Source organism: Arthrobacter liuii (assembly GCF_014639275.1).
In the GTDB taxonomy this organism is placed as follows: Bacteria; Actinomycetota; Actinomycetes; order Actinomycetales; family Micrococcaceae; genus Arthrobacter; species Arthrobacter liuii.
On record NZ_BMFW01000005.1, the window covers coordinates 272,522 to 285,804 of the forward strand.

Consider the following 13,283-nt stretch of genomic DNA (forward strand, 5'->3'; position numbering starts at 1 on the left):
ACGGACCATGCACCAGACAAAACGCCAGCCCCGCAAAATGGGCTGGCGTTTTGTTTTTCCGGCCCTGCTCCTTGCCATCGCCATCAGCGGACTGGTGCGGTCCCTGTGGCTGGATGTGTATTACATTCCTTCCGGGTCCATGGAACCGCTCCTGGAAGGCGGGGACCGGATCCTGGTGTCCCGCACCGACTTCCAGGCCGAACCCATCCGGCGCGGGGACGTGGTTGTCTTCGACGGACGCGGAAGCTTCGCGGCCCTGAACAGCGGCAAAGGACCGGTGGTGGACTCGGCAGCAGCCGCGATGCAATGGCTGGGTCTGATCGGCAGCGACACAACCTACGTCAAAAGGGTGATCGGCCTTCCCGGCGATACAGTGGTCTGCTGCGACGCGGGCGGGAAGGTCACTGTCAACGGGGCCGCATTGGATGAACCCTACGTTTTCCCCGGCGACGCGCCCAGCACGCAGAAGTTTAGCGCCGTAGTCCCCGAGGGCAGGCTCTGGCTGCTGGGGGACCACCGATCGGTGTCAGCCGATTCCCGCAGTCTCCTTGGCGCCCCTGGGGGCGGACTTGTTCCGATGGACAGGGTGATCGGCCGGCCGGTCCAGATCCTTTGGCCGCTTGATAGATTTGCTCCAGTAGCACGGCCCGCAGCGGGGCCGACAACACAGAACGGACGGTAAATGCCCGAGAACCACGCGCGGAAACCTGAACCGCGCCACGACGGCGCTTCAGAGACACCGGCCGTTCCAGCTTCCGCCGGGCCTGGTGAAGGGCCGGAGCCGGCAGAACCCGTCCACAGGCGGAACCGGCAAACTTCGAAAGCCGGAAGGTCCGCAGGCAACCCCCTCCTGGGGTGGCTGAAGGAAATCGCCACGGTGGTGGTCATCGCGGTGGTGCTGTCCTTCCTCATCAAGACCTTTCTGTTCCGGGCCTTCTTCATCCCGTCCGAATCCATGGTGAACACCCTGGACGTGGACGACCGGATTTTCGTCAACCTCCTGGTTCCGGAGCCATTTGCGCTCAGCCGCGGGGACGTTGTGGTGTTCCGTGACACCAAGGGCTGGCTGCCGCCGGCACCGCCCAAGACGCAGGGTCCGTTCACGTGGGTCCAGGACGGCCTGACGTTCGTTGGGCTCCTGCCGGACAACTCCGAGCAGCACCTGGTCAAGCGGGTCATCGGCCTGCCGGGGGACCACGTGGTCTGCTGTGACGCGGGCGGTAAACTGACAATTAATGGCACTGCCGTCGACGAGGCGTACATCAACTCTGCCGAAGTCCCGCAGGTCCGCAACTTTGACGTCACCGTTCCGGAAGGCAAGGTGTGGGTGATGGGTGACAACCGGAACCACTCCGCGGATTCTCGTGCCCATATGGAAACCGATGGTGGATTCGTGGACCTCAAAGACCTGGAAGGCAAGGCGGCGGTCATCGCGTGGCCGCTGAACAGGATCAAGACCCTGGACAACTACCCGGACGTGTTCAAGAACGTCCCTGCGGCCCGCTGACCGTGTCCTCCGCAGTGCAGGCGTCCCCGGACGCCAAAGCCCGTCCGGCAACCAAACCCGCTTCCCGCGGAACCAAGGCGCCAACCCTGAAGCATGAGCGCACCTTCAAGGCCCAGGGAATCCGACTGCTGGCCGGCGTCGACGAGGTGGGCCGCGGCGCCCTCGCCGGACCTGTAAGCGTGGGCATCGCCGTCGTGGACCTTGAGCGCCAAAAGCCGCTGGCAGGCGTCCGGGACAGCAAACTCCTCAGCCCGGCCGAGCGCGAACGGCTGGACCCCCTGGTGCGGCGCTGGAGCGTCGCTTCAGCGGTTGGCCATGCCACCGCAGGTGAAATCGATTCGCTCGGCATCATCGCGGCCCTGCGGTTGGCCGGAACCCGGGCCTGGGGCAGTATCCTCGGTGCAGGCGTCATCCCCGAAGCTGTCCTGCTGGATGGAAGCCACAACTGGCTTTCCCCGGCGGAGCAACTGTCCCTGTTCGACCAGCCCGTACTGGAGGCTGCGTGTGAGGCCCCGGTCCACACCAAGGTCAAAGCGGACATGCAATGCCTCAGTGTGGCCGCAGCGAGCGTCATCGCCAAAGTGGAGCGTGACCGGATGATGCGCGAACTTCACACCGAGTATCCCGATTACGGCTGGGACATTAACAAGGGGTACGCCACAGCGGCGCACCGGAACGTCCTGCGCGCAGCCGGACCGACTCCCCACCACAGGGTCAGTTGGCGGCTCCTTGGCGGCGAACTGCAGGGCACCGAATCCCCTGACGAAGAAGCGCAGGACCAAGCCTGAGTCCCGCCTCCGGCGCCGGCGCCGCCGGACATGGTGCAAGATGGAAGCATGAGTGCTGAAGATCTTGAGAACTATGAAACCGACATGGAGCTTCAGCTCTATCGTGAATACCGCGACGTCGTCGGCCTGTTCAGCTACGTTGTCGAGACCGAGCGGCGCTTCTACCTTGCCAACCACGTGGACCTCCAGGCCCGCAGCGCGGACGGCGAGGTCTACTTCGACCTGACCCTCCAGGACGCCTGGGTATGGGATGTCTACCGTTCGGCCCGGTTCGTCAAGAGCGTCAGGGTCCTGACGTTCAAGGACGTCAACGTCGAGGAACTGCCCCGCAACGAGGAGTTGGCGCTGCCGAAGGACGTGGACCTGGGGAACTAGGAACCCCGACTTCCCCTCCACACAGGCCCCCGTCCACATAGGACAGGGGCCTTCTGTTGTCCGCATCCGTCCGGCGCCAGGCTGGTGGCGGAGGTAGAGATGAAATCGAAGGACCTGTTGGGCAGGCGCGGCGAAGACCTCGCTGCGGGCTACCTTGAAGCGCTGGGCATGCTGGTGGTGGAGCGCAACTGGCGCTGCGCCGAGGGCGAGATCGACATCGTCGCCCTGGACGGGGATGCGCTGGTCATCGCCGAAGTCAAAACCCGCCGTTCCCTGGACTACGGCCACCCGTTTGAGGCGGTGGGCCCGGAAAAACTTGCGCGGCTGCACCGCCTGGGTGCCGCATGGTGCCGCGACCGGGAGCTGCGGATGCCGTTGCGCCGCGTGGACGTCATCGCCGTGGTGGACGACGGCGGTGGGGAACCCTTGGTGGAGCACCTCAAGGGGGTGGGGTGATGGCGCTCGGCCGCACCTACTCCATCGCCCTCGTGGGGCTGAACGGCTACATTGTCGAAGTCGAGGCGGACATCGGCCAGACGCTCCCGGCCTTCGTCATCCTCGGGTTGCCCGATGCCGCACTGAACGAAGCCAAAGAGCGCATCCGCTCAGCCGCCAAGAACTCCGGGATCCCGCTCAGCCGCAGGAAGATCACCGCCAACCTCATTCCGGCGTCACTGCCCAAGCGCGGCTCCGGCTTCGACCTTGCAGTGACCATGGCCGTCCTCCGGGCGGCGAATGACATCAAGCCCACCGGGCGCACCGTCTTCATCGCCGAGCTGGGGCTCGACGGCAGGCTGCGGCCCGTGCGGGGAATCCTGCCGGCCGTCATGGCCTCGGTGCAGGCCGGATACCCCGAGGTCGTGGTGGCACAGGCCAACCTGGCTGAGGCCTCCCTGGTGCCGGGCGCCACGGTCCGTGGCTACCGCACGCTTGCGCGGCTGGCCCTCGACTTCGGCGCCGATCCGCAGGAACTCGCCCTGGACTTCGAACCCGATGACACGGATGAAGCCAGCAACGGACCCGCCATTCCGGGCCCGTGCCCGGACATGTCGGATGTCTCCGGCCAGGGCGACGCCCGCAGGGCTCTGGAGGTGGCGGCCGCAGGCGCCCACCATCTGCTGCTCACCGGGCCCCCGGGGGCTGGCAAGACCATGCTGGCAGAGCGGCTGCCCGGTCTCTTGCCCGACCTTGGCGACCATGAGTCGATGGAGGTCACGGCCATCCATTCGCTGTGCGGCCTGCCGTCGTCCGCTGTGCAGCTCCTGCGCCGGCCCCCTTTCGAGAATCCGCATCACTCAGCCACCGCAGCGGCCATTGTCGGCGGCGGTTCGGGCCTGCCAAGGCCGGGCGCGGCGTCCCGCGCCCACCGGGGAGTGCTCTTCCTTGACGAGGCGCCCGAGTACGAACGGCGCGTCCTGGACGCGCTGCGGCAGCCACTGGAGAGCGGGGAACTGGTGATTCACCGCTCGGCCGGGACTGCGGCCTACCCGGCCCGGTTCCAACTGGTGCTCGCAGCCAACCCGTGCCCCTGCGGCAAGGCATCGGGCAAGGGGCTCGACTGCACGTGCACGCCCATGATGCGGCGCCGTTACCTCGCCAGGATGTCAGGACCCCTGCTGGACCGGGTGGACATCCAGCTGCAGGTGGAGCGGGTGTCCTTGGCTGATTTCGGCCAGGCGGGCGCCGAGGAGGACACGGCTTCGGTGGCGCGCAGGGTGCGGGACGCCCGTGCGCGGCAGGTGGAACGCCTGCAGTGCTTTGGCCTCGAAACGAACTCGCAGGTGCCGGGGCGCATCCTGCGCGGCGAATTGCGGCTGGTCCCGGCCGCAACCAGGATCCTGGACCAGTCCCTGGAGCGGGGGGTGCTTACCGCCCGAGGGTACGACCGCGTCTTACGGCTGGCCTGGACCCTCGCGGACCTGGGGCACCGGGAGGTGCCGGACACAAACGACATCGGACAGGCACTGGGCCTGCGGCAGGCTGCGGCGGCCGCGGTATGACAAACCTCAAGGAACAGAACGTACAGAACGAACTGGCGGATTTGCGGGTGGAGAAGGAACTGGACATGGATACGGAACGGTTGGCCCGTGCCGCCCTTTCACGGCTGATGGAGCCACAGGACGCGGCTGGCCTCGCCCTCGTGCAGCTTGCGGGGGCAACGGATGCCCTGCGCATCGCTACCGGCCAGGTGGCGGCCGGACCTGAGCTGGAGCGGGGTATTACCGGGCTGCTGGCAGACAGCGGTTCCGCCGGCTGGGCCGGACTGGCCGCCGCCTTGAAGCGCTGGCAGCCAAGGCTCCCTGACCTTGCGCCCGAACGCGACCTTGCCACCATGGCCCGGCTGGGCGGGAGACTCATCATCCCCGGCGATGAACTGTGGCCTGCGCAGCTGGCGGACCTGGGAATCCAGGAACCAATCTGCCTCTGGTGGCGGGGCCAGGAACAGCAACTGCCGGGAGCGGACAAATCCATCGCCCTGGTGGGGTCCCGGGACAGCACCAGTTATGGTGCGGCGGTCACAGGGGACCTAGCTTACGCGCTGGGGCAGCGTGGCTTCACGGTGGTCTCGGGCGGAGCCTATGGGATTGACGCCCATGCGCACCGTGCAGCCCTCGCCGGCGGATCCTCCGCTGTCCCCACCATCGCCGTAATGGCCGGGGGAGTGGACCGGTTCTATCCGTCAGGCAATGATGACCTGCTGCGCGCCGTGGCCAACCAGGGCGCCGTACTGGCCGAGGTCCCACCGGGATCGGCTCCCACCCGCTACCGCTTCCTGCAGCGCAACCGCCTTATTGCCGCCCTCTCCTCGGTGACTGTGGTGGTGGAGGCGAGGTGGCGCTCAGGGGCACTCAATACGGCCCACCATGCTGAGACCCTGGGCCGCGCGGTCGGCGCCGTTCCCGGATCGGTCCACAGCGCCAACTCTGCCGGCTGCCACCGCCTCCTCCGGGACGGAGGAGCAGTGTGCGTTACTGACGCCGCGGAAGTGGCTGAGCTGGCCTCACCCAGCGGAACAGCCCTGCCTGACCAGCGCACGGCCGAAGCGGCAGTGCAGGACGGACTGACCCTCGAGGACCTGATCCTGCTGGACGCGTTGCCGCTTCGCTCCACCGCTTCCGTGGAAAAACTCTCGGCCGTGGCCGGGTTGGGGCAGGACTCGGTGCGGGCAGGACTTGGCAGGCTTGGCCTGCTGGGACTTGCCGTGTCGGAGCGGGGCGGTTGGAAACGCGGCAAGGCATGACCGTGTCCGCCTGAGGTACGGGCCACGCAACTGGGAAAGTAGAGGAGTGGAACATGAAGAATTGCCAAGGGAATTCGGCAACGCGCTGGACTCGTTCGCCGGCTACCTGTCGGGGGAACGGGCAGTGTCGGCCCACACCAGGCGCGCCTACCTGGGCGACCTGCGCAGCCTCCTGGGACATGCTGCATCGGAGGGCGTGGCAGGGCTGAAGGACCTTGAACTGGGAACATTCCGCCGCTGGCTCGGAAGCCAAAGTTCGGCGGGTGCCTCGCGGGCAACCCTTGCACGCCGGTCCGCCACCGCACGGGCGTTCACCGCATGGGCGCTCCGGGAAGAACTCATCGACGCGGACCCCGCCCTTCGCCTGAAGGCACCCAAGCGGGAGGGGTCCCTGCCGGGGGTCCTGCAGGCGTCACAGCTCACGCGCATATTCGAGGGACTGGTAGGACCGGCCACGGAGGGCGAACCACTGGCAGTGCGGAACCGCGCCATGGTGGAACTCCTGTACGCCACAGGCATCCGGGTGGGCGAACTCACCGGGCTCGATGTCGATGACCTGGACCCGGACCGCCGGACTCTGCGGGTCATCGGCAAGGGCAATAAGGAACGCACGGTCCCGTTTGGCGTGCCCGCTGCCGTGGCCATCGACGACTGGCTTCGTTGCGGCCGCCCGGCATTGGCGAAGGACAACAGTGGGCCTGCGCTTTTCCTCGGGGCCCGCGGGGGACGGGTTGATCAACGCCAGGTCCGTGCCCTGGTAAACGCCCTGTTCGCGGCGCTGGGGGATACCTCCGCGTCCGGGCCCCACGCGCTGCGGCACACGGCAGCCACGCACCTGCTGGACGGGGGCGCCGACCTCCGCGCGGTGCAGGAGATCCTTGGCCACAGCAGCCTTGCCACCACGCAGATCTACACCCATGTCTCAGTTGACCGGCTTCGGAAGAGCTATCAACAGGCGCATCCCAGGGCTTAAGCGGTGCGGCTAATCGCACTGGCGTAATTCGGCAGGGTACGGCACAATAAGAGTCACGTCCGGCAACTTTCAAGTGCCGCTTGAAGCTCCCTGAGCTTCGTGCGGCGCGGCAAGCCCGGACACAGCTCAATCTGATACATCTGAATACACGCAGGGAACCACCGCCGCAGTGCAGGGCACGGCAGTTCCATCCAGGCAGAGGTCGTTGGGGAAGACGTACCTAGAGCTATGGAGGATGGAATGTCTGTTGCAATGACCCGTGGTGTGCTGTTCGTTCACTCGGCCCCTACGGCGCTCTGCCCTCACGTTGAGTGGGCAGTCGGTGCCGTGGTGGACAAGCGGACGGATCTTGAGTGGACCCCGCAGCCTGCCGCGCCCGGCATGTTCCGGGCCGAGTTGTCCTGGACCGGTGCCCCCGGCACGGGATCCAAACTGGCGTCCTGCCTCCGCGGCTGGGCGCATCTCCGCTATGAGGTAACGGAGGAGCCCAGCCAGGGTGTGGATGGCGGCCGTTGGTCGCACACCCCCGAACTGGGGATCTTCCATGCCGTCACTGACGTCCACGGCAACATCATGGTGTCCGAGGACCGTATCCGCTACGCCTACGAATCCGGCGCCGGCGACCCCGCAGCCGTCTACCACGAACTCTCGCTTGCCTTGGGTGAGGCGTGGGACGAGGAACTTGAACCCTTCCGCCACGCTGCCGAGGGCGCTCCCGTGCGCTGGCTCCACCAGGTGGGCTGACCGCCGTCGTCCGTTAGTGCCTCGACCGAACCGCAACACTTCCATAGCAAAAAAGGAGGCCCGCCAACCGGCGGGCCTCCTTTTGCAGCCCGGGGCGCATGCCCCGGACAACTCCTATACGCTACGGATGGCCACGACTGCGTTGTGGCCGCCGAAACCAAACGAATTGCTCAGCGCCACGATGTTCCCGGCAGGCAGGTCACGGGCGGAGGTGACCACGTCGAGCGGGATCTCCGGGTCCTGGTTTTCAAGGTTGATGGTGACCGGCGCCTTCCGCTCATGGACGGCCAGCACCGTGAGGACAGCCTCAACCGCGCCGGAAGCGCCCAGGAGGTGGCCCATCTGGGACTTGGTGGCGGAGACGGCCACGTTATCCACATGGGTGCCTAAGGCGGCACGCAGGGCCGTATACTCGGGCTTGTCGCCGACGGGGGTCGAGGTGGCGTGCGCGTTGACGTGCACCACGTCTTCAGGCTGGATCCGCCCGTCGAACATCGCCGCCTTCAGCGCGCGGGTAGCTCCGAGCCCTTCAGGGTCCGGGGCCGTGATGTGGTAGGCGTCCGCGGTGACGGACGTACCGGCGAGTTCGGCGTAGATGCGTGCTCCGCGGGCCAGGGCGTGCTCCTCGGCTTCGAGGACCAGGGCGCCGGCGCCTTCACCCATGACAAATCCGTCGCGTGCGGTGTCATACGGGCGGGAGGCGCGCTCAGGGGCATCGTTCCGGCGGGAGAGCGCCTGCATCGAGGCAAATGCTGCCAGCGGCATGGGGTGGATGGCAGCTTCGGCGCCGCCGCACATCACCACGTCTGCCTTGCCGGAGCGGATGAGCTCCAGGCCAAGGTGCATGGCCTCCGTGCCGGAGGCGCAGGCAGAGACGGGGGTGTGGGCACCGGCGCGGGCGCCAAGGTCGAGGCTCACGGCGGCGGCGACACCGTTGGGCATCAGCATCGGAACAGTCATGGGCAGGACCCGGCGAGGGCCCTTTTCCTTCAGGGTGTCCCAGGCGTCCAGCAGCGTCCAGACGCCACCAATGCCGGTGGCGAAGGCGACAGCCAGCCTGTCCTGGTCGATTTCCGTGATGCCGGAGTCGGCCCAGGCCTCCCGGGCGGCGATGACGCCGAACTGGGTGGACGGGTCCATCCGTTTGGCTTCGACGCGGCTGAGCACGTCCAGTGCCGGCGTGCTGCACCGGGCGGCGAAGTGGACGGGGAGTTCGTACTTGGCTACCCAGTCGTCCTCCAGGGTGCGGGCACCGGAGACCCCCTTGAGGGCGTTGTTCCACATCGTGGGGACATCGCCGCCGATGGGCGTGGTGGCACCCAGACCGGTAATGACTACTTTGCGCGTCATGGGATCACTCTTTCGTCGGTGGGGAATCCGCCTGCGACTGTCGCAGGATCCCGCACATTTTGATGATCGGCCAGTCCCGGTCGGGGTTCTGCGCCGGATAAAAGCGGCGGGCTGCCGGTCCGGTCAGTCCGGACCGGCAGCCCCGCCAAGCCGTGAGACGGCGAAAAGCCTGTGACTAGGCCTGTGCCCCGGCGATGAAGCTGACAGCGTCGCCAACAGTCTTGAGGTTCTTGACCTCTTCGTCCGGGATGCGGACGCCGAACTTTTCCTCGGCGTTGACCACGATGGTCATCATTGAGATGGAGTCGATGTCAAGGTCCTCCGTGAAGGACTTGTCCAGCTCGACGGCCTCCGGGGCCAGGCCGGTCTCTTCGTTGACGATTTCAGCCAAGCCGGCCAGGATCTCTTCGTTGCTAGCCATTGGTGGCTCCTTTTCTTGTATTGCCGGCAGGGGCTGCCGGAAACGGTCCGGGCCGCGGTTGCGACCCTTGGGCGTATCTAGGGAAGGACAACTACCTGCGCGCCGAAGACCAGCCCGGCACCGAAACCAATCTGCAGGGCCAGGCCGCCGCTCAGCCCGGGGTGCTCCTGCAGGAGCCGGTGCGTTGCCAGCGGGATGGAGGCAGCGGACGTGTTGCCGGCCTCGGCAATGTCCCGTGCCACTGTAACCGTCTCGGGCAGCTTCAGCTTCTTCACCATCTCGTCGATGATGCGCATGTTGGCCTGGTGGGGGATGAACGCAACCAGGTCTTCTGCCTCGATGCCCGCGGCGTCAAGTGCCTGCTGCGCTACCTTGGCCATTTCCCACACTGCCCAGCGGAACACCGTTTGGCCGTCCTGGCGGAGGGTGGGGTACAGCTCCTGCGCTTCTTCCAGGAGCGCAAGGTCCCCTGTGGAGTCGGACTGACGGGCTGCAAGGCCGAGGTCCCGGACGTCAAGCAGGGAACGGGTCATGCCGATGGCATCCCACTTGCTGCCGTCCGAGCCCCACACCGACGGTGCGATGCCCGGGGTTTCGGAAGGCCCGATGACGACGGCGCCGGCACCGTCGCCGAGGAGGAAGGAGATGGTGCGTTCCCGGTTGTCGATGACGTCGGACAGCTTCTCCGCGCCGACCACCAGGACGTACTTGGCGGCGCCGGAACGGACCAGGGCGTCGGCTTGTGCAATGCCGTAGCAGTAACCCGCGCAGGCGGCGGAAATATCGAAGGCAGGAGCCGGAGTGGCGCCAATCCGGTCGGCCAGGCTGGCAGCGGCGGAGGGAGTGGCGTAGGGGTGGGTCACGGTTGAGACGATGACTGCCCCAAGCTCCGATGCCTCAATGCCGGCCTTGTCCATGGCTTCGCGGGCAGCGCCCTCTGCCATATCGATCACGCTGACGTCCGCAGCCGCGCGGTGGCGGGTGACGATGCCGGTGCGCTGACGGATCCACTCGTCCGAGGAATCGATCCACTGGCAGACATCCTCATTGGTGACAATGACGTCAGGCCGGTAGGCCCCAAGGCCGAGGATGCGCGTGTGCTCCTGGATGGGAGCCTGTTTCAGCGTGGGAACGCTCATGCGTTGCCCTCCAGTTCTGCGAAAAGCGCCAGTGCGGCGGACAGGTCATCGGGGGTCTTGACGGCAACGGTTTTGACGCCGGGCATGCCGCGCTTGGCGAGCCCGGCCAGCGTTCCGGCGGGTGCGAGTTCGATCACGCCGGTGACACCGCGCTTCACCATGGTTTCCATGCAGAGGTCCCAGCGGACCGGACGCGACACTTGGGCGATCAGGCTTTCGACGGCGGCACCGCCGTCGGTGACCTCGCCGCCGTCGTAATTCGACAGCAGGGGCACCTTCGGGGCCACCGGATTGAGCCGGGGTTCCAGCGCCTTGAGCGCGCTGACTGCCGGCGACATGTGGCTGGTGTGGAAAGCACCGGCCACCTTCAGCGGGATAACGCGCGCCTTGGCGGGCGGGTTGTCTGCCAAGGCCTTCAGCTGCTCGAAGGTTCCTGCTGCCACCGTCTGGCCCGCACCGTTGACATTGGCAGGGGAAGCCCCGGCCGCCTCAATGGCGCCCAGCACCTGGGCAGGGTCGCCGCCCACGACGGCGCTCATGCCGGTGGGCGTGACTGCGGCCGCGGCGGCCATGCTGTTGGCGCGCTCCCGGACGAACGTCATGGCTTCCTGCTCCGTCAGCACGCCGGCGAGGGCGGATGCGGTGATCTCACCCACTGAGTGGCCGGCAAGGATTACCGGGAGTGAGCTGAGTTCGACATCGAAAAGGGAGGCGGCGGTGACCAGCCCCGCGGCAACGATCAGGGGCTGCGCTACGGCAGTGTCCTTGATGGTTTCCTCGTCGGAGGTGGTCCCGTGGGCTATCAGGTCAATGCCTGCGATGTCACTCAAGGAGGCCAGCTGGCCTGCCACCGAGGGAAGTTCCAGCCATGGGGCCAGAAAACCCGGGGTCTGTGAGCCCTGTCCAGGGCAGACTATTGCAAGCACGTAACCAGCTTTCCAAATTACTGTGTGATCCAGCGGTGTTTCTCCGCACCAAGCTCACGGGGTCAGGTTGTAGGAAGTCTACAATGCCTCATGCCTGGTTCCGGGACACCTGCCGCTCCGTGGCGGGCTTGGGCGGGGCCGAAAGGCGGCCCACCACCAGCGCGGCCTGCAGCACGAACGCCTCCCGGGGCAGCAGCGGGTCCCAGCCCGTGACGTCACAGACGCGCTTCAACCGGTAGCGCACCGTGTTGGCGTGGACGAAAAGTTCCCGGGCCGTTGCCTCCAGCGAGTGGCCCAGCTCCAGGTAGGTCCCCAGCGTCTCCACCAGGCCATTCGAGGCCGCGAGGAGTGGCCGGTAGATGTTCTTCACCAGTGAGCGGCGTGCGGCGTCGTCGCCTGAGATGACCCGCTCAGGCAGCAGGTCGTCGGCGGCGACGGGGCGGGGCGCGGAGGGCCAAGCGCGGGCCGCCGTCAACCCCGCAAATGCGGATTGAGCGGAGCCGCTGGCCTCCAGCAGCGAACTGGCCTCGGGGCCGTAGACCACCGGCCCGGGCGCGAACATGTCGCTCAGCTTCACGTAGGCGGTTTCGCGGTCCTGCACCCCGCCAAGGATGAGGATCAGCCGGTCTCCCTGGATGCCCACCAGTGCGTCCTCGGCAAAACGCCCGGCCATCCGGCGCAATTCGCTGACGTAGCTTGCGCTGGGTTCGGACGGCGAATTCCCCACCATCACAGTGAAGCGCTCCTGCGCCTTCCAGCCCAGCGCTGCTATGCGTGAGCGCAGGGCATCGGTGTTCTCGCCGCGCAGGATCGCATCCACAATGAGGGCTTCGAGCCGGGTGTCCCAGGAACCGCGGGACTCGGCGGCACGGGCGTAGACGTCCGCGGCGGCAAAAGCCACTTCGCGGGAGTACCGCAGCACAGCTTCACGGAGGGATGGCTGGTCCGCCTCAGGTGCGATCACGGGAGCCTGGTCCTCCACCACCTCCACCACGATCCTGATCAGCTGCAACGCCTTCTGCAGGCTGATCGAACGGGTCAGTTCCGTGGGGGCTGTCCCAAAGACGTCGCTGAGGATCCAGGAAGGCGAGCTCGGGCGCTCATACCAGGTAACGAAGGCAGCTATTCCGTTCTGCGCCACCATTCCCAACGCCGAGCGCTCATCCGCACTGAGCCGGCTGTACCAGGGCAGCGACTGCTCAAGCTTGCGCATGGTGGTGGTGGAGAGCTGGCCCACGTTGGCGCGGAGCTGCTTGAGGGTTTCGGACTTCTCCGGCGTCACCTTCGGCGCGGCTGGTTTCCGCTTCGAGGACGGGCTGGCTGGTGCTGGCATTCTTTGAGCATACGGCCACCGCCCCGCAAGCTCCATTTGTGCGAAGGCTACAATCAGCTTTGCGCTGCGTCACAGCGTCCCTGCGCCTGTGCAGCGAACGACGGCGGCCCCCACCTTGTGGGTGGGGGCCGCCGTCGTGTGATGCTGCCTTCATTGGAGCTTGTGGGCAGATATGAGGGTTTCCGGGCGTCGGAAGTCCTCGTAGCTGCCCAGTAACTCTTTTATGAGGGGGTTAGGCTTCGCCTCCGGCGTTGCCGGTGGTGCCGGCATTGACGTTGAGCAGCTTGTACTTCTCAATCGCCTTGACCGGGGCATCAACATCCACCTCGCCGCGGCGCGCCAGCATTTCCAGGGCACGGACCACGATGGAGTGGGTGTCGTTTTTGAAGTAGCGGCGGGCTGCTGCGCGGGTGTCGGAGAAGCCGAAGCCGTCGGCGCCGAGGGTGGCGTATTCGTTGGGGATGAATTGGCGGATTTGGTCGGGGA

15 protein-coding genes are annotated in these 13,283 nt (G+C 66.6%); 9 read left to right on the forward strand and 6 right to left on the reverse strand.

The annotated features are described in order from the left end of the window. Positions 1 to 7 precede the first annotated feature (7 nt). The 9 genes from lepB (IEW19_RS08825) (at position 8) to IEW19_RS08865 (ending at position 7,628) form a co-directional block, all read left to right on the forward strand. Positions 8 to 682, forward strand: coding sequence for a signal peptidase I (lepB, locus tag IEW19_RS08825; protein WP_188571266.1), 675 nt, complete (start codon positions 8 to 10; stop codon positions 680 to 682). Continuing rightward, complete coding sequence (lepB, locus tag IEW19_RS08830) at positions 683 to 1,507, forward strand: signal peptidase I (RefSeq protein ID WP_188571267.1); 825 nt, start codon at positions 683 to 685, stop codon at positions 1,505 to 1,507. Positions 1,508 to 1,509: 2 nt separating this feature from the next. Then, a complete protein-coding gene (gene rnhB / locus IEW19_RS08835; RefSeq protein WP_229748389.1) occupies positions 1,510 to 2,295 on the forward strand; it encodes a ribonuclease HII in 786 nt (261 codons plus the stop codon). A 48-nt stretch (positions 2,296 to 2,343) separates the two neighbouring features. Beyond that, the gene (locus IEW19_RS08840) at positions 2,344 to 2,670 is read left to right on the forward strand and encodes a DUF2469 domain-containing protein (RefSeq protein ID WP_056335405.1); all 327 of its coding nucleotides are present in this window, start codon (positions 2,344 to 2,346) and stop codon (positions 2,668 to 2,670) included. 99 nt (positions 2,671 to 2,769) lie between these two features. Beyond that, positions 2,770 to 3,126 carry a YraN family protein gene (locus tag IEW19_RS08845; protein ID WP_188571268.1) on the forward strand — a complete coding sequence of 119 codons (357 nt, stop codon included), beginning with the start codon at positions 2,770 to 2,772 and terminating at the stop codon, positions 3,124 to 3,126. After that, on the forward strand, positions 3,126 to 4,670 hold the full coding sequence (locus IEW19_RS08850) for a YifB family Mg chelatase-like AAA ATPase (RefSeq protein WP_188571269.1): 1,545 nt from the start codon (positions 3,126 to 3,128) through the stop codon (positions 4,668 to 4,670). The genes IEW19_RS08845 and IEW19_RS08850 overlap by 1 nt, the downstream gene beginning before the upstream one ends. A gap of 65 nt (positions 4,671 to 4,735) precedes the next feature. After that, positions 4,736 to 5,911 carry a DNA-processing protein DprA gene (gene dprA, locus IEW19_RS08855; protein WP_188571293.1) on the forward strand — a complete coding sequence of 392 codons (1,176 nt, stop codon included), beginning with the start codon at positions 4,736 to 4,738 and terminating at the stop codon, positions 5,909 to 5,911. Positions 5,912 to 5,957: 46 nt separating this feature from the next. Next, on the forward strand, positions 5,958 to 6,884 hold the full coding sequence (locus IEW19_RS08860; RefSeq protein ID WP_188571270.1) for a tyrosine recombinase XerC: 927 nt from the start codon (positions 5,958 to 5,960) through the stop codon (positions 6,882 to 6,884). A 240-nt stretch (positions 6,885 to 7,124) separates the two neighbouring features. Continuing rightward, the gene (locus IEW19_RS08865; RefSeq protein ID WP_188571271.1) at positions 7,125 to 7,628 is read left to right on the forward strand and encodes a DUF3145 domain-containing protein; all 504 of its coding nucleotides are present in this window, start codon (positions 7,125 to 7,127) and stop codon (positions 7,626 to 7,628) included. Between the two features lie 114 nt (positions 7,629 to 7,742). On the opposite strand, the gene fabF is transcribed toward IEW19_RS08865, so the two are convergent. The 6 genes from fabF to IEW19_RS08895 all read right to left on the reverse strand — a co-directional run. Beyond that, positions 7,743 to 8,978, reverse strand: a complete 1,236-nt coding sequence (gene fabF, locus IEW19_RS08870; RefSeq protein WP_188571272.1) for a beta-ketoacyl-ACP synthase II — start codon at positions 8,976 to 8,978, stop codon at positions 7,743 to 7,745. A gap of 175 nt (positions 8,979 to 9,153) precedes the next feature. Then, on the reverse strand, positions 9,154 to 9,399 hold the full coding sequence (locus tag IEW19_RS08875) for an acyl carrier protein (protein WP_009359314.1): 246 nt from the start codon (positions 9,397 to 9,399) through the stop codon (positions 9,154 to 9,156). 77 nt (positions 9,400 to 9,476) lie between these two features. Next, positions 9,477 to 10,538, reverse strand: a complete 1,062-nt coding sequence (locus tag IEW19_RS08880) for a beta-ketoacyl-ACP synthase III (RefSeq protein ID WP_188571273.1) — start codon at positions 10,536 to 10,538, stop codon at positions 9,477 to 9,479. Further along, positions 10,535 to 11,464, reverse strand: coding sequence for an ACP S-malonyltransferase (locus IEW19_RS08885; protein WP_188571274.1), 930 nt, complete (start codon positions 11,462 to 11,464; stop codon positions 10,535 to 10,537). The genes IEW19_RS08880 and IEW19_RS08885 overlap by 4 nt, the downstream gene beginning before the upstream one ends. Before the next feature lie 88 nt (positions 11,465 to 11,552). Further along, the gene (locus IEW19_RS08890) at positions 11,553 to 12,797 is read right to left on the reverse strand and encodes a PucR family transcriptional regulator (protein WP_188571275.1); all 1,245 of its coding nucleotides are present in this window, start codon (positions 12,795 to 12,797) and stop codon (positions 11,553 to 11,555) included. Between the two features lie 232 nt (positions 12,798 to 13,029). Then, a partial coding sequence (locus IEW19_RS08895; protein ID WP_188571276.1) for a hypothetical protein occupies positions 13,030 to 13,283 on the reverse strand: 254 nt, incomplete at its 5' end.